Source organism: Methylobacterium sp. CCH5-D2 (genome assembly GCF_001556475.1).
Taxonomy (GTDB): Bacteria; Pseudomonadota; Alphaproteobacteria; order Rhizobiales; family Beijerinckiaceae; genus Methylobacterium; species Methylobacterium hispanicum.
Genome location: NZ_LSIX01000960.1, coordinates 1 through 17,718, shown reverse-complemented (window position 1 = coordinate 17,718; position 17,718 = coordinate 1). Strand labels below are relative to the sequence as shown.

General features: G+C 72.3%; 24 protein-coding genes. 9 read left to right on the top strand and 15 right to left on the bottom strand.

Translation table 11 applies throughout. From position 1 onward, the window contains the following. Positions 1–84: 84 nt before the first annotated feature. The 5 genes from AX737_RS25965 to AX737_RS25945 all read right to left on the bottom strand — a co-directional run bounded on the left by AX737_RS25965 (position 85) and on the right by AX737_RS25945 (position 3,546). Positions 85–1,140: a glycosyltransferase family 4 protein gene (locus AX737_RS25965; protein WP_066926494.1), complete on the bottom strand. Its 1,056-nt coding sequence runs from the start codon at positions 1,138–1,140 to the stop codon at positions 85–87. Positions 1,141–1,272: 132 nt separating this feature from the next. Next, positions 1,273–1,776: an acyltransferase gene (locus tag AX737_RS25960; RefSeq protein WP_238231430.1), complete on the bottom strand. Its 504-nt coding sequence runs from the start codon at positions 1,774–1,776 to the stop codon at positions 1,273–1,275. A gap of 343 nt (positions 1,777–2,119) precedes the next feature. Then, entirely contained in the window at positions 2,120–2,593 is a 474-nt protein-coding gene (locus AX737_RS25955) for a VOC family protein (RefSeq protein WP_066926490.1), read from the bottom strand. Between the two features lie 14 nt (positions 2,594–2,607). After that, positions 2,608–3,102, bottom strand: coding sequence for an SRPBCC family protein (locus AX737_RS25950; RefSeq protein ID WP_066926488.1), 495 nt, complete (start codon positions 3,100–3,102; stop codon positions 2,608–2,610). A gap of 33 nt (positions 3,103–3,135) precedes the next feature. Then, a complete protein-coding gene (locus AX737_RS25945; RefSeq protein ID WP_066926486.1) occupies positions 3,136–3,546 on the bottom strand; it encodes a VOC family protein in 411 nt (136 codons plus the stop codon). Between the two features lie 179 nt (positions 3,547–3,725). Here AX737_RS25945 and AX737_RS25940 point away from each other — a divergent pair, with 179 nt between their 5' ends. Beyond that, a complete protein-coding gene (locus AX737_RS25940; RefSeq protein ID WP_066926484.1) occupies positions 3,726–3,941 on the top strand; it encodes a hypothetical protein in 216 nt (71 codons plus the stop codon). A 23-nt stretch (positions 3,942–3,964) separates the two neighbouring features. Here AX737_RS25940 and AX737_RS25935 read toward each other — a convergent pair whose 3' ends face one another. After that, positions 3,965–5,281: an MFS transporter gene (locus AX737_RS25935; RefSeq protein ID WP_066926482.1), complete on the bottom strand. Its 1,317-nt coding sequence runs from the start codon at positions 5,279–5,281 to the stop codon at positions 3,965–3,967. Between the two features lie 306 nt (positions 5,282–5,587). Between AX737_RS25935 and AX737_RS25930 the strand changes: the two genes are divergently transcribed. Beyond that, positions 5,588–7,012 (top strand): amino acid permease, encoded by a 1,425-nt coding sequence (locus AX737_RS25930; RefSeq protein ID WP_066926480.1) that lies wholly within the window; start codon positions 5,588–5,590, stop codon positions 7,010–7,012. 34 nt (positions 7,013–7,046) lie between these two features. Here AX737_RS25930 and AX737_RS25925 read toward each other — a convergent pair whose 3' ends face one another. Beyond that, complete coding sequence (locus tag AX737_RS25925; RefSeq protein WP_066926478.1) at positions 7,047–7,490, bottom strand: Crp/Fnr family transcriptional regulator; 444 nt, start codon at positions 7,488–7,490, stop codon at positions 7,047–7,049. 169 nt (positions 7,491–7,659) lie between these two features. Here AX737_RS25925 and AX737_RS25920 point away from each other — a divergent pair, with 169 nt between their 5' ends. Beyond that, complete coding sequence (locus tag AX737_RS25920; RefSeq protein WP_066926476.1) at positions 7,660–8,445, top strand: SCO family protein; 786 nt, start codon at positions 7,660–7,662, stop codon at positions 8,443–8,445. A 10-nt stretch (positions 8,446–8,455) separates the two neighbouring features. Here the strand turns inward: AX737_RS25920 and AX737_RS25915 are convergent, their stop codons facing one another. Next, on the bottom strand, positions 8,456–8,665 hold the full coding sequence (locus AX737_RS25915; RefSeq protein ID WP_066926473.1) for a hypothetical protein: 210 nt from the start codon (positions 8,663–8,665) through the stop codon (positions 8,456–8,458). Positions 8,666–8,846: 181 nt separating this feature from the next. Between AX737_RS25915 and AX737_RS25910 the strand changes: the two genes are divergently transcribed. After that, complete coding sequence (locus AX737_RS25910) at positions 8,847–9,038, top strand: KGG domain-containing protein (protein ID WP_066926471.1); 192 nt, start codon at positions 8,847–8,849, stop codon at positions 9,036–9,038. 140 nt (positions 9,039–9,178) lie between these two features. Here the strand turns inward: AX737_RS25910 and AX737_RS25905 are convergent, their stop codons facing one another. Both AX737_RS25905 and AX737_RS25900 read right to left on the bottom strand, forming a co-directional pair. Further along, a complete protein-coding gene (locus AX737_RS25905; protein WP_066926469.1) occupies positions 9,179–9,556 on the bottom strand; it encodes a hypothetical protein in 378 nt (125 codons plus the stop codon). A 457-nt stretch (positions 9,557–10,013) separates the two neighbouring features. Continuing rightward, positions 10,014–10,820: a response regulator gene (locus tag AX737_RS25900; protein ID WP_066926467.1), complete on the bottom strand. Its 807-nt coding sequence runs from the start codon at positions 10,818–10,820 to the stop codon at positions 10,014–10,016. A 180-nt stretch (positions 10,821–11,000) separates the two neighbouring features. Between AX737_RS25900 and AX737_RS25895 the strand changes: the two genes are divergently transcribed. Then, entirely contained in the window at positions 11,001–11,279 is a 279-nt protein-coding gene (locus tag AX737_RS25895) for a NepR family anti-sigma factor (RefSeq protein ID WP_238231423.1), read from the top strand. A 76-nt stretch (positions 11,280–11,355) separates the two neighbouring features. Here AX737_RS25895 and AX737_RS32610 read toward each other — a convergent pair whose 3' ends face one another. Then, the gene (locus AX737_RS32610) at positions 11,356–11,532 is read right to left on the bottom strand and encodes a DUF1328 domain-containing protein (RefSeq protein WP_082773302.1); all 177 of its coding nucleotides are present in this window, start codon (positions 11,530–11,532) and stop codon (positions 11,356–11,358) included. A 322-nt stretch (positions 11,533–11,854) separates the two neighbouring features. On the opposite strand from AX737_RS32610, the gene AX737_RS33690 reads away from it, so the two are divergent. The 3 genes from AX737_RS33690 to AX737_RS25885 all read left to right on the top strand — a co-directional run bounded on the left by AX737_RS33690 (position 11,855) and on the right by AX737_RS25885 (position 14,425). Next, a complete protein-coding gene (locus AX737_RS33690) occupies positions 11,855–12,013 on the top strand; it encodes a hypothetical protein (protein WP_156453965.1) in 159 nt (52 codons plus the stop codon). Between the two features lie 402 nt (positions 12,014–12,415). Further along, the gene (locus AX737_RS25890; RefSeq protein ID WP_197430722.1) at positions 12,416–13,432 is read left to right on the top strand and encodes a DUF2865 domain-containing protein; all 1,017 of its coding nucleotides are present in this window, start codon (positions 12,416–12,418) and stop codon (positions 13,430–13,432) included. 84 nt (positions 13,433–13,516) lie between these two features. Then, complete coding sequence (locus tag AX737_RS25885) at positions 13,517–14,425, top strand: MBL fold metallo-hydrolase (RefSeq protein WP_066926463.1); 909 nt, start codon at positions 13,517–13,519, stop codon at positions 14,423–14,425. A gap of 3 nt (positions 14,426–14,428) precedes the next feature. Here AX737_RS25885 and AX737_RS25880 read toward each other — a convergent pair whose 3' ends face one another. After that, positions 14,429–15,208 carry a DUF1499 domain-containing protein gene (locus tag AX737_RS25880; protein WP_066926461.1) on the bottom strand — a complete coding sequence of 260 codons (780 nt, stop codon included), beginning with the start codon at positions 15,206–15,208 and terminating at the stop codon, positions 14,429–14,431. Positions 15,209–15,362: 154 nt separating this feature from the next. On the opposite strand from AX737_RS25880, the gene AX737_RS25875 reads away from it, so the two are divergent. Next, positions 15,363–15,839, top strand: a complete 477-nt coding sequence (locus AX737_RS25875) for a MarR family transcriptional regulator (protein ID WP_066926459.1) — start codon at positions 15,363–15,365, stop codon at positions 15,837–15,839. Positions 15,840–15,898: 59 nt separating this feature from the next. Here AX737_RS25875 and AX737_RS25870 read toward each other — a convergent pair whose 3' ends face one another. The 3 genes from AX737_RS25870 to AX737_RS25860 all read right to left on the bottom strand — a co-directional run bounded on the left by AX737_RS25870 (position 15,899) and on the right by AX737_RS25860 (position 17,566). Further along, positions 15,899–16,102, bottom strand: coding sequence for a hypothetical protein (locus AX737_RS25870; protein WP_066926457.1), 204 nt, complete (start codon positions 16,100–16,102; stop codon positions 15,899–15,901). A gap of 184 nt (positions 16,103–16,286) precedes the next feature. After that, entirely contained in the window at positions 16,287–16,970 is a 684-nt protein-coding gene (locus AX737_RS25865) for an HAD family hydrolase (protein ID WP_066926455.1), read from the bottom strand. A 179-nt stretch (positions 16,971–17,149) separates the two neighbouring features. Next, positions 17,150–17,566 (bottom strand): DUF2934 domain-containing protein, encoded by a 417-nt coding sequence (locus tag AX737_RS25860; RefSeq protein ID WP_066926452.1) that lies wholly within the window; start codon positions 17,564–17,566, stop codon positions 17,150–17,152. Positions 17,567–17,718: the final 152 nt, after the last annotated feature.

Here is a 17,718-nt window from a genome sequence, read left to right as displayed (position 1 = left end):
CCGCAACCCGGCCCGTCCGCGCAGCCGCCTCGTCATCCGCGCCGCGCGGCCGGCCTGCGGGCGGCAAGCCGCGCGGCGATCCGCTCAGCGCGCCACGGCGGCGTCGTAGACCGCCCGGTACTGCTCCGCGATGCGGGACCAGTCGTGCTTGGCGACGTAGCGCTGTCCCGCGAAGCTCAGCCGCTCCCAGGTGTCTCGATCCTGCAGCAGGGCGGCGATGGCCGCATCCGCGCTCTCCGCGTCCGGGGCGAGGCGCGCGATCGCGTCGATCCCCTGCGGACGCGCGGGGCCGTCGGTGGTGACGACGGGAACGCCGTTGCAGAGGGCCGCCAGGAAGCTGCCCCGGCGCTCGGAGATGCCGTCCGGGTAGGGCAGGTAGGCGACATGCGAGTCCGCCAGGACGCGCGCGGCGTCCGCGTCGCTCGGATTCAGGATCCATTCGACCGGACAGCCGGACAAGCCCTTCGTCAAGTCCTCGATGTAGTGCGGGGCCCACCCGACCGGGGCGCCGGCGATGCGGAACGTCCAGGGGCGCTGCTTCGCCGAGGCCACGCGGATCAGGTCGATGAACTGCTCGATGCCCTTGCCGGGCTTGATCTGCCCGAAATACGTCACCGTGTAGGGCGGCGCATCGAGGTGGGCGGTCCGGTCGGCGCGCGGGATGTTGCTCCCGATCGGTATGGTCCTGACCTTGGCCGCGGCACCCGGGAAGGCGCGGAGGAAGTGCGCCGTCTCGTAATCCGTCGTCAGGCAGATCGTGGTCGCGTTGTGGACGAAGGCGCGCAGGGACGCCTGCCTCAGGCGGTCGAAGCTCGTGAATTCGTGCAGCGTCAGGACCAGGGGCTTTCTCGACAGCCATCCGAGCAGGTGCGGTCCGAGGCTGCGCCACCCGACGATCATCGGATATTGGATGTGGACGATGTCGGGGTCGGAGAGGCGGACCTTGTGCCGGAGCCGATTCAGGCCGGTCAGCGACCAATCGCGCTGATCGATGATCTCACAGGCCGTCCCCGTGCCGCGCAGGGATTGGGCCAGGGCCAGGACGTAGTCGTGAATGCCGCACCGCCCGACATCGGGCGATCCGGTGACGAGGCCGACCTTTCGCGTCGGGCGGCTTCCCGCGGTTTGCGTGACCGTCATCGATGGTCTCCTGAGCGAGCCGAAGGGCTCCCGACATGCGTCCGCCCTGTCGAGCGTGAGGCGGCGATCTTGGCTGCGTTGCGCGGGCAGCCGGCCCGGACGGGCGGCGCGAGGGGTGTCACGGCCGGATAGTCACGGCCGGATATAGGTATCGCTCGCGCGAAGGGAGCGAACGACCTGGGCCGGCACGCCGGTCGCGAGCGCGCGCGCGGGAACGTCCTTCGTCACCACGGAGCCGGCGCCAACTACGGCGTGGTCGCCTATGGTCACGCCCGGCAGGACGACCACGCCGCGGCCCAGCCAGACGTTTCGTCCGAGGGTCACGGGCTTCACGATGGCGCCCTGCCCTTCCTCGATCTCGTGGAAGTTCGTATCGGAGATGAAGCACATCTCTCCGATGCGGCAGCAGCTGCCGATGGAGATCCGACTCCAGGCATGGATGACGGTCAGGCTGTTGATGTAGGCCGCCGCTCCGATGCTGACCTCGGCCCCGGGGTCGGCGGTGATCGAGACGCGGCCGTTCTTCGACCTGAAGACGACGTCGTGCCCGATCGACATGCGCCCGTCGTTCTGCAGGTCGGGCAACCTGTGAACCGCCCGGCATCCCTTCCCGTGCTCGATGCCCTTGAGAGACATGGAAGCGCTCAGGGCGCGCGCCAGAAGATGCTCGGTCACCCGTCTGGAAAAGGACGGCTTCTTATCCATTCACCTACCCTCACCTGGCCAAATCCCTGCCGCGCGTCGGCGGCCGGCGCAGCCTCCAAACGGTCGAGACGGGCAATCGGTTTGCCCGAGCGGTTGTCCCGGGGGGGCCTGCCCGGCGCGAGCGACGTCTTCCGAGGCCGTCGCCGGGCGGGACGGGACGTCGGCCGTCGCGCGGCTCCGCCCGGTTCTCAGGATCGCGGAACCGCCCGGGGGCGCATGTGCCGGGCGAGGCTGCGGCGGTCCTCTACCCGATCGCGTCGCGATGCCCGTCCCGCTAGCCCGCCGCGGCGCGCTCCAGCCCGGCGAGATCGAGCTTCACCATGCCCTGCATCGCCCGGAAGACCCGTGCGGCGACCGCGGGGTCCGGGTCGGCGAGGAGGCGCGGCAGGGCCTCGGGAACGATCTGCCAGGGCACGCCCCAGCGGTCGTTGAGCCAGCCGCAGGCGATCTCGCGGCCGCCGTCCGCGGTCAGCGCCTCCCAGAGCCGGTCGATCTCAGGCTGGTCCGCGCAGGTGACCGAGATCGAGGCGGCGGTGCCGTAATCGGCCGGCCTGCCGCCGTTCAGGGCCTGGAAGCCCTGGCCGCCGAGGCGGAAGCGCACGAGGATCGGATCCCCCGGCGCGCCGCCCGGCCAGGGCCCCGGGGCGTGCTGGACCTGCTCGATCGCCGAATCCGCGATCAGGCCGACGTAGAAGCGGGCGGCGGCCTCGGCCTCCCGCTCGAACCACAGGCAGGTCGCGACGCGCATCGGCAGCTCTCGCATCAGAGGGTGGCGACGAGCGCCGCGAGCTGGTCGGCGCAGCGGCCCCAGCCCTCGTGGAACCCCATGGTCTCGTGGGCGGCCCGGTCGGCCGCGCTCCAGTGCCGGGCCCGGGCGGTGTAGCGCGTGCCGCCGGCCTCGGGCTCGAAGGTGACGATGCCGGTGAAGAACGGCTTGGCGGCGGGCTCCCAGGCCCGCAGATAGGCGTCGGTGAAGACGATGCGGGCATCCGGGACGAGTTCGAGATAGACGCCCGCGCTCGGAAAGGCGGTGCCGTCCGGTCCCTCCATCACGATCCGGGTCGTGCCGCCGGGCCTGAGGTCGATCTCGGCCTCGGTGACCCGGAACGGCGCGGGGGCGAACCAGCGCCGCAGCAGGTCCGGCTCGGTCCAGGCCCGGTAGAGCAGGTTCGGCGGGGCCGGGATCAGGCGGCTGAGGACGAGGTCGCGCCCGGAGGGCGTCTCGGTGGACGTCTCAGCGGTCGTCTCGGCGGTCATCGGCTCGCTCCGCGGGGTCTCTCGGACGGCGGGTCAGCCCTTCGGCTGGTTGAGGGCCCAGAGCACGCCGAAGGGATCCCGGAACTGGGCGTAGCGGTCGCCCCAGAACATCTCCCCGGGCTCCTTCACGGGCGTGGCGCCGGCCTCGATCGCCCGGCGCCACCACGCGTCGATGTCCTCGACGATCAGCGTCAGCGTGAAGGCCCGGGGCGGTTCGAGCGCGTGGCCGTATTCGGGGAAGGCGTCGGCCAGCATCAGCGACGTGCCGTTGACGTAGAGATGCACGTGCATGGTGCGGCCCCGGTCGTCGGACGGCATCGCGGCGGCGATCTCGGCACCGAGGGCGCGCACGTAGAAATCCGCGGCCTTCAGGGCGCCGTCGAGCGACAGGTAGGCGACGAGGCCGCCCTTCGCGGGCGCGGTGGCGGGGGGCTCGGGCCTCATCGGTCGGTCTCCTCGGCCGGGCGAATCGCCTGTGACGGTGCCACGGGAGGCGCCGGCCCGGAAGTCCCGCCCGCCGGCCGGCCACCGCGCCCGGAGACCCGCCTCAAGCGGCCGGCCGATACAGCCTCTGAACGAACGGGGCCCGGGCGCGTTGACCTCTGCGGGAATCGGGAGGGGCTATGCTGAGCAGGTTGATCGCATCCGCCCTCGGCGCGCGCCTGGGTGGGGTGGGCCGCGCACGCGACGGCGATCCGGGCGCCCGGGCCGCGGACGCGATGCGCGCGTTTCCCCCGATGCGACCCCTCGAACCGCCGCCGGCCCGGAACGACGACGTGCTGCAGCCCGTCCACGAGGCCGTCGAGCGCGACCTGCGGGCGCGCGGCTACCTGCGCTGAGGCCTGCGTCCGCGGTGCCGGTCTCAGCGCGCCGGGTCGGCCGCGAGCGTTCCGGCGCGGGCGCGCACGGCCGCGCCGCGGTAGATCGCTAGCGTCGCCACCAAGCCGCAGGCGCCGCCGAAGGCCATCCAGATGCCGGGAGCGGCCCGGTTCTCGGTCTGCTCGATCAGCCAGGTCGAGACCAGCGGGGTGAAGCCGCCGAAGAAGGCGGTCGCGAGCGAGTAGGCGAGCGAGAAGCCTGCGGTGCGGACCTTGGCCGGCACCACCTCGGTCAGAGCCACCACCATGGCGCCGTTGTAGCTGCCGTACAGGAAGGACAGCCAGAGCAGCACGATCAGCATGTTGCCGAAGGAGACGTGGCCGACGAGCCAGGCCAGCGCCGGGTAGGCGGTGAGCAGGGTCAGGCCTGAGAAGACGAGCAGCAGGGGCTTGCGGCCGACCCGGTCGGAGAGTGCGCCCATCACCGGCAGCCAGAACAGGTTCGACAGGGCCGTGCAGAAGGTGACCAGCAGGCTGTCGGTATCGGAGAGCTTCAGTACCGACTTGCCGAAGGTCGGGGTGTAGACCGTGATCGTGTAGAACGAGATCGTGGTCATCGCGACCAGCAGCATGCCGAGCACGACGATCTTCCAGTTCTGGGCAAGCGAGGCGAAGATCTCGCTCGTGCTCGGCCGGACCTTGCGGTGGAGGAATTCCTGCGTCTCCTCCAGCGAGCGGCGGATGTAGAACAGGAACGGCACGATCGCGCAGCCGATGAGGAAGGGGATGCGCCAGCCCCAGTCACCCATCTGGCCGGGCGTCAGGCTGTGGTTGAGCGCGTAGCCGATGATGGCGGCGGCCATCACGGCGACCTGCTGGCTACCCGATTGCCAGGAGACGTAGAAGCCCTTGTGCCCGGGCGTGGCCATCTCGGCGAGGTAGACCGAGACGCCCCCGAGCTCGACGCCCGCCGAGAAGCCCTGGAGCAGGCGCCCGATCAGCACGAGGGCCGGGGCGGCGAGCCCGATCGTCTCGTAGCCCGGCACGAAGGCGATCAGGATCGTGCCCGCCGCCATGATGGTGAGCGTGACGATGAGCCCCTGGCGCCGCCCGATCCGGTCGACATAGGCGCCCAGGAAGATCGCCCCGAGGGGGCGCATCAGGAAACCCGCGCCGAAGGTGGCGAAGGTGAGCATCAGGGAGGCGTACTCGTTCCCGCCGGGGAAGAACGCCTTCGAGATGTACGAGGCGTAGAAACCGAACAGGAAGAAGTCGAACATCTCCAGGAAGTTGCCGCTGGTGACGCGCAGCACCGTGGCAACCTTCGACCGCCCGCGGTCGCTCTCCGAGAACGAGGCCATGCGTTTCCCCTGATGCGTCCGTGGCGCCCCTCGGCCCTCGGTTGGTGCAGGCCACACGTTCGAGAGCGCTGTTTATTCCATGTGCGCGAGCGCAAGGCTCGTCTACAGCAGGGAAGCCGTCGAGACCAAGACGAGCGGTGCCCGATCCCGCTCGAGTCCGTGAAGTCTTGCGCTGACTTGTAATGGGTATGCCCCGGCCCCGGCTCTCACGTTCGCGAGACCTGGGACGAGGGCCCGACCCGGGGGGGCGCGGAACTTGCCGGGCGGGAGTTGCCGGATGGGCCGGGACGGGATTCAGGAATCCTCATGCACGACCGCACGATCACGGATGCCGCCCGCGTCCCGCCCGCGGAGGACGATTCCGGCGCAGGGCCCGGCCTCGCCCGCGACCTCACGGGGTTCAGCCTCCTCTGCATCGGGCTCGGCGCCACGATCGGGGCGGGGATCTTCGTTCTGACCGGCACGGCGGCGGCGGCCTATGCGGGGCCGGCTCTGGTGCTCTCCTTCGCGCTCGGCGGGATCGCCTGCGCCTTCGTCGGCCTCTGCTACGCGGAGCTCGCCGCGATGATGCCGGCCTCGGGCTCGACCTACACCTACACCCGGGCGAGCCTCGGCGAACTCTGCGCCTGGATCGTGGGCTGGGACCTCGTGCTCGAATTCGCCTTCGCGGCCGCCACGGTGGCGGTCGGCTGGTCGGGCTACGCCCAGAGCCTGCTCGCCGACCTCGGCCTCGCCCTCCCCCCGGCGCTCGCCGCCGCGCCCGGGGCGGGCGGGCTCGTCAACCTGCCGGCCGGCCTGATCGTGCTGGCCCTGTCCTGGCTGCTGATCCGCGGCACCCGGGAGGCGGCGGCCGCCAACGCCGCGCTGGTGGCGCTGAAGGTCGCGATCATCCTGGCCTTCGTGGCGGTCGGCCTCGCGCATCTGCGGCCCGAGCTGTGGCGGCCCTTCGTGCCGGAGAACGCGGGCCGTTTCGGCGAGTACGGCTGGAGCGGCGTGCTGCGCGGGGCGGGCGTGGTGTTCTTCGCCTTCATCGGCTTCGAGACGGTCTCGACCGCGGTCGGCGAGACGCGCCGGCCCCAGCGCGACGCGCCAGTGGGGCTGCTCGGCTCGCTGGCGCTGACCACCCTGCTCTACGTGCTGGTCGCCGCGGTGCTCACGGGCCTCGTGCCCTACCGCGACCTCGACGTGCCCGACCCGATCGCCCGCGCGGTCGATGCGGCCGGGCTCGGCGGCTTCGCTCTGGTGATCAAGCTCGGCGCGCTTGTCGGCCTCACCACCTCGGCGCTCACCGCCCTCTACGGGCAGTCCCGGATCTGCTTCGCGATGGCCCGCGACGGGCTCCTGCCCGCGGCCTTCGCGCGGGTCGATCCGGTGCGGCGCACGCCCGCGCGGAGCCAGGGCCTGATCGGGGTCGGCACGGCGCTCGTCGCCGCCTTCGTGCCGCTCGAGGTGCTGGGCGAACTCGTCAGCATCGGGACGCTGCTCGCCTTCTGCCTGGTCTGTGCGGCGGTGCCGCTGCTGCGCCGACGGGATCCGGACCGGCCCCGCCCCTTCCGGGTGCCGGCGGCCCCGCTGGTCGCGGGGCTCGGCATCCTCTGCTGCCTGGTTCTGATGGCGGGCCTGCCCGGCGACACATGGCTCCGGCTCGCCCTCTGGCTCGTCTTGGGGCTCGGGCTCTACGGCGTCTACGGCCGCGCCAATGCCCGCCGCCTGCGGGCGGAGGCGCCGTGAGACCGGGACGAGGACCGAGACGAGGGCCGGGGACTCAGGCCCGGCTCTGCGCGAGCGCTTGGTTGGTCTGCTCCAGGCGAAGCGCCAACTCGCGCATGACCGCGATGCCGATCTGCGGGAACTGCGCCAGCAGCTCGAGGAACACGCCCCGGTCGATGCGCAGCGCCGTGGTGGCGCTCTCGGCCGTCACCGTGGCGGAGCGCGGCTGGTCGGCCAGGATGCCCATCTCGCCCACCAGTGCGTCCGGCCCGAGCAGCGCGAGCCGGATCGGGCCGGCCGGCCCGTCGAGGCTGACCGCGGCGCTGCCCTCCAGGATCAGGTAGGCGGCATCCGACGCGTCGCCGCGGGTGAAGAAGCGCTGTCCCGGCTCGAAATGCACGCGCTCGCTCGTGAAGGCGAGCAGCTTCAGCCGCGCGGGCTCCACCTCGCGGAAGAGCGGCACCTGCCGCAGGGAGGAGACCTCGGTGTCGAGGGTCATGGCAACGCTCCGTGGCAACGCTCTGGCCCTCACCAAGCGGGCCCTGCATCCATGCGGAAGGTTCGGGACTTGTCCAGTGCGGGCGCGCCCCGCGCCCGGCAGGGATCACGGCCTGCGAGACGAGGAAGCGATGCGTTCGGGACGATCGACCCGCGGCCGAACCGCGCTGATGCGGGCGACCGCCCTCGCGGGCGCGCTCCAGGTGCTCCTGCCGAACCCGGCCGCCGCGAGGCTGACGCAGATGGAGCTGGCCCGGGTCGCGGTCGCGCCGCCGCCGGATGCGCGCGCACCCCTCGACCTCGCCTTCACGGAGGCGGACGGCGAGCGCGCCGTGACGCTCGCCGCGGTCGCGGGCGGGCGCCCGGTCCTGCTGCTGCCGGTCGATTACACCTGCGGCAACGTTTGCGACCCGATGCTCTCGCTCTCGGCCGCCGCGCTCGAGGCGACCGGCCTCGTGGCCGGGCGCGATTACGGCTTCGTCCTCGTCGGGCTCGACCCGCGGGACGGCGCCGCGGCGGCGCGCCGCATGCTGGCGGCGGATCTCGGTGCTGCGCCGTCCCCCGTCCGGCCGCGGGCGCTGGTCGGCACCGCCGCCGCGGTCGATACGCTGACCCGGGCGCTCGGCTACGGCTACGTACCGGATCCGGGCACGGACAGCATCGCGCACCCGGCCGCGGCGATCCTGCTCACACCGGAGGGCCGCGTCGCCCGCATCCTCTCGCCGCTGGCGCTCAACGGGCGCGACCTGCGCCTCGCCCTGGTCGAGGCCGGCGAGGGCCGGACCGGCAGCCTGGGCGACCGGCTCGCCCTGCTCTGCTACGGCTTCGACGCGGCGCGGGGCATCTACACGCCGCTGGTGCGCCGCATCCTGGCGGTCGCGGGCGTCGCGACCGTCCTGGGGATCGGGCTCCTCGTCCTGCTTCTCGCCCGCGCGGGGCGGGTCCGGCGCGCGTGAGGCCGCAGTCTCAGCGCCGCGTCGTCAGGCCCATCTCGCCGGCCTCCGGCGGCCGGCGCTTGGCGCTGGCGTTCGGCTGGGGCGAATCGATCGGCTCCTCGCGGGTCGAGGGGGTGGTGCTGTCCTCGGGTGCCGGCATCGGCGGGAGGGGCTTCGCGTTCGCGTGCTGGCCGGCATCGCCGTGCTCCACCGCACCCTTCGCCATCTCGCGGTTCGTCATCCTGCTACTGTCCCGTTCTGGCTACGGCCAAGCTTTCGCGCCGGCTTGTTCCCGGCGCCGTCCTCGCTTCAACGGGCGAGCACAGGCCCGGTTGCGGAACGGCCCGCGACCAACCGGAACAGGAACCATCGGTTATTGGCGAAGGTTGTGAGTGAGTGAAGCGAAGCCTGAGGAGGGACTGATGGCATCGGGAAATTCGACCTCGAAGCGAGGTTTTGCGTCCATGAACATCGAGCGTCAGCGCGAGATCGCCAGCAAGGGCGGCCGTAGCGTGCCGGCCGAGAAGCGCTCCTTCTCGCAGGACCGTGAGTTGGCCTCGTCGGCCGGACGCAAGGGTGGGCAATCCACCGGCACGGGTCGCGCCGGGGAGTGATCGTCGGCCGCACGGCTCGCGGCGCCCTCCCCGGCCGGGGACGGGCGCCGTCTCTTTTCGAAAAGTCGAACCGATACGAGAAAGGCCCCGCATGCGCGGGGCCTTTCTCGTATCGGTTCGATCGGCGGATCGCCCGGGCGTCAGGAGATGCAGCGGCCCGGGAGCATGCGGCGCGCCTCTGCCCCAACCAGGGCACTGAGCGCCGCCTCGCAGCCCTCCCGCATGGTCCGCCGGGGCTTGAGAACGGGCCGCTCCTCCGACTCGGCGCCCTGCGCGGACGGGGCGGGGCGGCTCTCGAGGCGCGGGACGCCGGCGATGCGGGTCGGGCTGATCGCCAGGGAGACCGGGCGCATGCCGGGCAGCGGCGCGGGCGATGGCAGCGCGGCGGGTGTCTGGGCGCTCGTCACTGCCACTGGCGCGGTCCAGCGGTCGGCGGTGTCGCGGACCATGGGATGGACCATCAGGGTGAGGATTGCGGCCGGTGCACTCACGCCCAGAATGAAGCCAGACCGAAGCATCGTCGCCGCCTCCGATGGGAGCTTGACAGGTTGTTAAGAGAACGCGTGCTCCCGCGTCCCGGTTCCACCCTGCCGAGATCCTGGCGAGTCCCAGTATTCGTCCTTCGAACGGCCATGGGTGCCGCTCCCCACGCAGCTTGTCCACAGGCTCCGAATGTTGCGCAAAAAGCACGCTTGGGGAATAAAATGCGCCTCTCGGCCGGAACCCAGGGCCCGGCGGCACGTTCGTAGAGGACCCGGCCACCTGGTCCTCCCCGCATTCCCCTTGTGCATCGGCCGGAACCTCTCAGACGGGCTGGAGCCACCTCCGGCCCGTTTTTTTTGTGCCTCGCCGGCGGTTGGACGAAAAAAGCCCCGGCGCGGGCCGGGGCTTCCTCGGTAGGGGGGGCTCGAGTCGCCCCCAGATTCGATTCGTCTTGCCGATCAGGCCGTCTCACTCATCAGGCCGTCGTACCTGTCAGGCCGTCTTGGCCTCGCGGCGGCGGGCGGTCTGCTGGAAGAACAGGGCTTGGCTGATCACCGCCGAGACGTTGGCGGGCTGGAACGGCTTGGCGATGAGGAAGGCCGGCTCCGGCCGCTCGCCGGTGAGGAAACGCTCCGGGTAGGCGGTGATGAAGATCACCGGCACCTCGAAGGTCTTCAGGAGGTCGTTCACCGCGTCGAGTCCCGAGGAGCCGTCGGCGAGCTGGATGTCCGCCAGGATCAGGCCCGGACGCTTGCCGCCCTCGCCCGCGATCTTGATCGCCTCCGAGCGGGTGCGCGCGACGCCGATCACGTTGTGGCCCAGGCCCTCCACCAGGGCCTCGAGGTCCATGGCGATCAGCGGCTCGTCCTCGATGATCAGGATCTCGGTGGCCATGTCGGCGGCGAGCTCGCGACCGGCCTCGTCCACGAGGTCGCGCACCTGCGCCACGTCCACGTCGAGGATGATCGCGGCGTCCTCCTCGGAGAAACCCTCAAGGCAGGAGAGCAAGAAGGCCTGGCGCGGCAGCGGCGTGATCTGACCGAGGCGCACCTCCGCCGGCAGGTCGTGCTGCACCTGCTCGCGGCGACCGTTGACCGAGAGCGAGTTCCAGATCCGCGTGAAGACCCGGAACAGGTCGGCCTTGACGTTGGTGCTGCGCCCGAGGGTCTCGGGTTCGTTGACCAGCGTCTCCAGAGTCGCGGCGACGTAGGCGTCGCCCGCGACCTGGCTGCCCGTGAGCGCGCGCGCGTAGCGCCGCAGGTAGGGCAGGTGCTGCACAACGAGTTGCGATGTGGACATTCGATCCCCTGTGACTTGCTATGTTCTCGCCGCCTCCCGCCCAACGCGGGCGGCCCGGCTCCGTTCCGGGGCGGCGGAACCGAACTTGGGTCCTGGCGTTGCTGAAGCAGCCATGACGTATGTCAAGCCGCAAGACAATGCGGCGGGCACGGGTTCACCCGGCCCAAGGGGATGCCGTGAATGAATGACGACGGGAAGGCCGGTGCCGTCCACGCCGAAGGTATGCCGGCTGTCGAGGAGGCTGCGCCGGCGACCGAGCAGGCTGCGGTTCCGATGTCGCCGGAGCGTGTGCGGCCGTCGGACAGCTCGCTCAACGAGTTTGCCCGCACCCGGCTCGGGACACATCTGCGCGCCATGTACGATGCGGTGGTGCAGCAGCCCGTACCCGACCAGTTCCGTGATCTGATCGCGCGCCTTGAGGCGGGGGAGGCGCGCGCCGCAGAGGATCCTGAACGGTGAAGGCGCCCGGCGCCGGCCTGGGCCGGCGGGGCGCCTGAGCCTTCGCCGGGTCGCCGCGAGGCGACCCGGCTCCGCGTCAGAGTGTCGGCGAGCGACCCCGCAGCAGGCCGATGACGGCCGAGATGGCGAAGAGCACGATCGCGACGAAGAAGACGAGCTTCGCGGCTTCCATGGCGGTGCCGGCGATGCCGCCGAAGCCGAGCAGAGCGGCCACGAGGGCCACGACGAGAAATGTAACGGCCCAACCGAGCATTGTTCCAGTCCTTCGAATAGTTCTGCCGCGGTGCTTCGCAGCTATCTGACCATGAAAACGCCAAGGTTCGGCCATGGTTCCGCACTCGAAATGCAGAGATCGTCCGTCGGTTCGATCGCGTTCTCGCGAGCGGCTCGTGGGTGGCAGGACGCGGCGTTGCGCCGCTCCGGACCGTGCGCTCCGCTCCCCGTTCGCCCTCGCATCCGGCGGGCGTCGTCGCCATATGTCGTCCATCGAAGCCGGACGGCTGGCGGAACGCAGACGTGTCCGCGGCGTTCGACAGAGCGAAGACATTCGTAACCAGTTGTCGAGAGACCCAGCGATGAGAAACGCCCCCGCGCTCGCCGCGCGCCTCGCCGAGACGGTCACAGATGCCCTGGCACGCGCGAGCGAGCGTCTGCTCGACCTCGTGGGTCCCCGACGGCATGCGCAGCTCGTTCCGGTCCGGATCCGTCGGAACCCGCCCTACGGGCGCCGCTGAGGCGGCTGCGCGGGACGCCCCTCTCGATCCCCCGATCGAACGAGGCCATGAAGCCGTCCGGAAACGGGCGGCTTCGCTAGTTTCACGATCCCAACCGCGACTTGTCCACCGTCCGTTTCGGGGCAGGACCCAGGTCCGATCCGGCGCATCCTCGCCGCCCCGACTCTCGCTCCGGCCCGGCGCGGAACGGTGTGTCCCGATTTCGAGCGGGAGTCGCTATCGACGGCGTCCCGCCCCGCCCTCCGCGCCTTCGCGCACGGTCCGGTCCGTTGTCCGCCACACTTGCTCCGGTCCGACCGTTAAGGCTTGGTTTCCTTCGGGCATTCGGCATCGGTGAAGCGGTCGCGGCCATCGTGCCTGCGCGCGGGCCGGTACGCCCGATCCGGGGGGGGCGGCATGGGCGTGGACGCGCGGGTTTGGCGAGGGCTTTCGGCCGGCGGGCCGCGGCGGCGGCTGATCGGGTCGCTGCTGGCCGGCCTCGTGCTCGGGCTCGGCGGCGTCACGGTGGCGGTGGGCGTCGGCCACGCCTCCGACAGCCAGAACCCCTTCGCTTTCTTGGAAGCGCTCTTCCGCGGCCCCCCTGCCCGGCCCGAGCCGGCGCCGCGGCAGGCCGCCCGCTACGTCGCCCTGCCCGACGCCGGGGCGCCGCCCCGTCGCCGCCTGATCCCGGCGACCCGCCCCGGCCCCGCTCTGACCACGCACTGGCGCGTGCGTCGCGCGGCGGTCCGCCGCGACGCCGCCCGCAACAGCACCCGCATCCCGCGCGCGGTGGCGGATTCGGCGGCCGGGCGCCGCACCGTCTGCGTGCGGATGTGCGACGGCTACCTCTTCCCCCTCGGCAACCTGCGCGCCCGCGCCGACCTGCCGGCGCACGAGGCCGCCTGCGCGGCGGCCTGCCCGGGGGCGCGCACCAGCCTCTACACCCTGGCGGCGGGCGCGGCCGAACTCGATCAGGCGGTCAGCCTGCAGGGCCAGCCCTACCGCGCCGCGGCGCTCGCGAACGTCTATCGCCAGCGCCGCGTCGCGGATTGCTCCTGCCAGGCGGCCGAAGGGGCCGCGGCGGAGGGGGCGGCGGATGCGCGCGCGATCCTCTCGGTCGCGCGGGACCCGACCCTGCGCGCCGGTGACGCGGTGGCGACCCGCGCGTCGGCCCGCGTGGCGGTGCCGGTTGCCGGCAGCCTCGCCCTCGTCGATTACCGCACCGCCCGGATCTCGGGGGGCGCCCGCCGCCAGATCGAGGGTCGGGTCGGCGCGCTCCAGCGCGAGGCGCGCGAGCGCAGCTTCCGGCAGGTGCTGCGCGCGGCCGAGCGCGAAGCGGTGGTGCGGGTCGCCTCCGCGGGCGGTTTCCTGTTGCCGGAGCGCGCCGCAGGCGGCTTCGTGCCCCTGCGGATCGTGCAGCCCTCGCACTACGGGCGCTGACGACCCCCTCAGCCGGGGGCGCTGACACGCCGCACGCGATGGCGTAGGCGTGGGCCGTTCTCGAGGCGACGAGTGGAGCGGTCGATGGCGGATGGGCCGGATTTCGAGACGGCCCTGCCGGTCGCGGGCCGCTTCGAGACGCTGACGCCCCTGGTGCGCCGGCTCGTGGTGCCTAACGCGTCCCCCTTCACCGCGAGCGGCACCTGCACCTACGTCGTCGGACGCGGCGCTGTGGCGGTGATCGATCCTGGCCCCGAGGATGCGGACCATCTCGACCGCCTGCTCTCGGGGCTCGCGGGCGAGACGGTGGCGCAGATCGTCGTCACGCACACCCACCGCGATCACTCTCCGGGGGCCCGGACGTTGCAGGGCCGAACGGGCGCGCCGGTCGTCGGCTGCGGACCGCACCGGGCCGCGCGGGCGCTGGGAGCCGGCGAGGTGCCGATGCTCGACGCCAGCGCCGACCGCGAGCACCGGCCCGACCGGGAACTCGCCGAGGGCGAGCGGGTCTCCGGGCCCGGCTGGACTCTGGAGGCGGTCGAGACGCCGGGCCACACCATGAACCATCTCGCCTTCGCCCTGGCGGAGGAGAACGCGCTGTTCTCGGGCGACCACGTCATGGCCTGGTCGACGAGCGTGGTCGCGCCGCCGGACGGCTCGATGCGCGCCTACATGGCCTCGCTCGACAAGCTGCGCGCCCGGGACGAGACCGTGTACTGGCCGGGCCATGGCGGGCCGGTGCGCGACCCGCGCCGCTTCGTGCGGGGGCTCGCCAACCACCGGCGCCAGCGCGAGGCGGCGATCCGGGCGCGGATCGCGGCGGGCGACGCGGATATCGCGGCGATCGTCGCGGCGATCTACCAAGGGCTGAACCCGCGCCTGACCGGCGCGGCGATGCTCTCGGTCTTCGCCCACTTGGAGGATCTGGTCGAGCGCGGGCAGGTGCGGAGCGACGGCCCGGCGCGGATCGACGGGCGCTACGGGCCGGCGTGAAGCTTATTTCAAGGCGAGCGCGAGGTTCGAGACCTCGTCCAGATAGGCGCGGATCCGGTCCGCGTTGACGCCGAGGTCGCGCCCCCCGAGGCGCGAGGCCGAGCGGACGTCGATGCGCGCCCCGTCCGCGCGGGGCCGCACCCGCACGGTCACGTCGTCGGGCAGGTTGAGCAGCAGGCCGCGCGAGACCGCCTCGATCCGGCCGTTGCCGACGCGCCCGCCCGGGCGGATCGCCTCCACGATCTGCCAGCGCCGGTTCACCGCCGCCTTGCGGGCCAGCTCGAAAGCTTCGTCGGCATCGACGTCGAGGGTCAGCGGCGCGACCTGCGGGTAGGCGGCGCGCTGGCGCTCGCGCGCCTCCGGGCCTGGCTCGGGCGGGTAGCGTCCGTCCCGCGCCGCGAAGGCCGTGCGCGAGCGCGAGAAGGCCGGCGGGTTCTCGATGTCGGTGCTGATGTCGTTGAGCGCCGGAAGCCGGAGGCCCCGCAGGGCCGCGTAGGCCGGATAGGCCAGCACGAGGCCGGCCAGGAACAGCCCGGCCACCGCCGCGCCCAGCCCCCGCGCGCCCTCCCGCCAGACCCGCACGAAGGCGAAGCCTGCCGTCAGCACGGCGACGAGCGCCACCGCGATCCCGGCCCCGAGCGTGGCGAGCGCCGGACCGGTCTCGGTGCGCGGATCGCGCACCAGGATCAGGGCCAGCGCGGTCACCAGGATCGAGAACAGGGCGAGCCGGCGCGCCAGCGGACCGGCGCGGGTGACGGGCTCCTCGACGATCGGGCGGCGCATGGCTCTCGGACGACCTCGGCGATCCCGGCGGCGCGGCCGCGGGCGGGAGCCCGGTCTTACCGGGGGCCCGGCCCCCGCGCCAGCGCGTGAACGATGGGTTGAAGCGGTCGGCGGATGCTACCCCCGCTTCCCTCTGTTATAGGGTCGAGCCACGATGTCGCGTCCGCAGCCAGAGCCGAATCCGCAACGCCCCGACCTGCTCCGGGTCTGGTTCCGCTTCATCCGCCTCAACCGGCGGGTCACGGCCGCCGTCGCGGCGGAGCTGCGCGGCATCGGACTGTCGATCCCGCAATTCGACGTGCTCTCGACGCTCAGCGAGCGCGAGGGGCTGACCCAGCAGGATCTGGCGGCCCGGCTCTACGTGACGAAGGGCAACGTCTCGGGGCTGATCGACCGCTTGGTCGAGGCCGGGCTCGTGGAGCGCAGGCCGATCCCGGGGGACCGGCGCTCGCACGCCCTGCACCTCACCCCGGCGGGCGCGGACCTCGCCGCCCGGGGCATCGCCGCGCAGGAAGCCTATGTCCGCCGCACGCTCGGGCGCCTCGGCGGGGACGACCTCGCCGCGATCGAGCGGCTGGTGCTTGCGTGGCGGGAACTCGCCCGCGCGGATGCCGAGGCAGGGCGGGGCTGAAAAGCGGACGGCCCCGCTGAGCGAGGCCGGCCGGAAGGGATGCGCGCGACGGGCGTGGGTCAGGCCCGCAGGGGCGCTCCGATACGGGCGCGCAGCTGCGCCCGCAGGTTCTCGTTGGCGCCCGGCTCGGCATCGACCTGCCACATCAGCCGCAGCAGCTGGCTGATCGGGGTGGCGTGGCTCTGGACCGCCTCGCTCACGAGCTGGGCGAGGGACTTCTCGGACACGGACCGGACCTGAACGCCGGCGACCGATTGAGGCATGATACGCGCTCGTCTCGAATGATTCTGAACCGCGGGCGGCGCGATACGCCTTTCGCTCGACCGTGACCAGCCCCCGCAACGGGATTCGGTAGCCGGCACGTCAACGCGGCCGTGCATAAGCCCGCGCAGCATGTGCGGTAGCGCACCGGGTATGGGGGATTGGGGTGCGGTCGCAGCCCGTGGCTCAATCCGGACGACCGTGCCCGCGGGCGAGCGGTGAGGCATCAAACCCGTCGAGGATGTCCTGGGGATCGCGGTAGATGGCGCGGCAGCCCGCTGCGGCCAGATCCGCCTCGGGAAAACCGCCGCAGAGCACGCCGATCGTGCCGATGCCCGCCTTGCCCGCGGCCTCGGCGTCGTAGGGCGTGTCGCCGACGGCCAGGACGCGCGACTTCGGGATGCCGCCGAGGCGCTCCAGCGCCGCCTCGAAGATGTCGGGGTGCGGCTTCGAGCGGTCCGCGTCGTCGGAACTTGTTGCGACGTCGACGAGGTCGGCGATGCCCAGAATCTTCTGGTAGTGCTCCACCTCGTCCCGCTTGCCCGAGGAGCCGAGCGCGATCGTGAGCCCCTCGGCGCGCGCGCGCTCGAACAGGGCGCGCACGCCCGGGAAGGGCTTCACGCGGGTCAGGTAGTCGCGCTTGAACAGGTCGGACCGGTAGGTCTCGATCGCCTCGCCCTCGCGCGCGAGGCGCTCGCGGGGCACGAAGACCGGCATCAGTTCGTCGCCGCCCTTGCCGATCTGGCCGCGCACCACGGCGAAATCGGCGTCGATGCCGAAATGACGGAAGGCCGCGACCCACGCCTCGGCGTGCAGATCGACGCTGTCGAGCAGCGTCCCGTCGATGTCGAAGATAACCGCGCGCGCCATGGCCGGTATCAGCGCGGGAAGATGGGGAGGCGGCGGGCCGGGGGGATCTTCACGGAACGCTCCTTCGCGCGGGCTGCGAGGTCAACGGCCGAGGTTCGGCCGCGTTCCCCGAAACGGCAGGAGCCCGCCCCTCGCGGGACGGGCTCCGGATGGTCCGTGACCGCGGACGCGCTGCGGGTTCAGTGCAGGGCGATCGCGGCCGGCCTCGCCGCCTTCTTGGCCGCGATGCCGGCCGGCACGGCGGATGTCTTCGCGACCGTCTTGGCGACCGTCTTGGCGACCGCCTTCGCCACCGGCTTGGCGGCCTTCGCGGCCGGCTTCGCATCGACCTTGGCGGCCGCGTCGGCGGTCTTGCGGGCGGCGGGCTTCCGGGCCTTGGCCGCGACCGGCGTTGCGGCGATCTCGACGGCGGGTGCGGCAGCCTTCGCGCGGCTCTTCCGGGCGGCCTTCGGCGCTTCGGCCGCGGCGGCGACCGGACGGGTCAGCTCGGCCTCGGCGCGCAGCCAGTGGGCCTCGGCGCGACCGTGGATCCGGCCTTCGCCCTCCCAGATGTAGTAGGCGCGCTCGCGCACATGCTGCTCGGTGATCGTCTCCATGCGGTGCTCTCCTGATCTTCCCCACGGGGACGATGGGAGGGCAGGGTTAAGCGTCGGTTAACGGCTTGTGCGCCGCAGCAGCGCGCCCGGCGCCGGGCTCAGCGCCGCTTCGACAGACGGCGCGCGTTCGCCCGAACCTTGCGGCGGTAGCC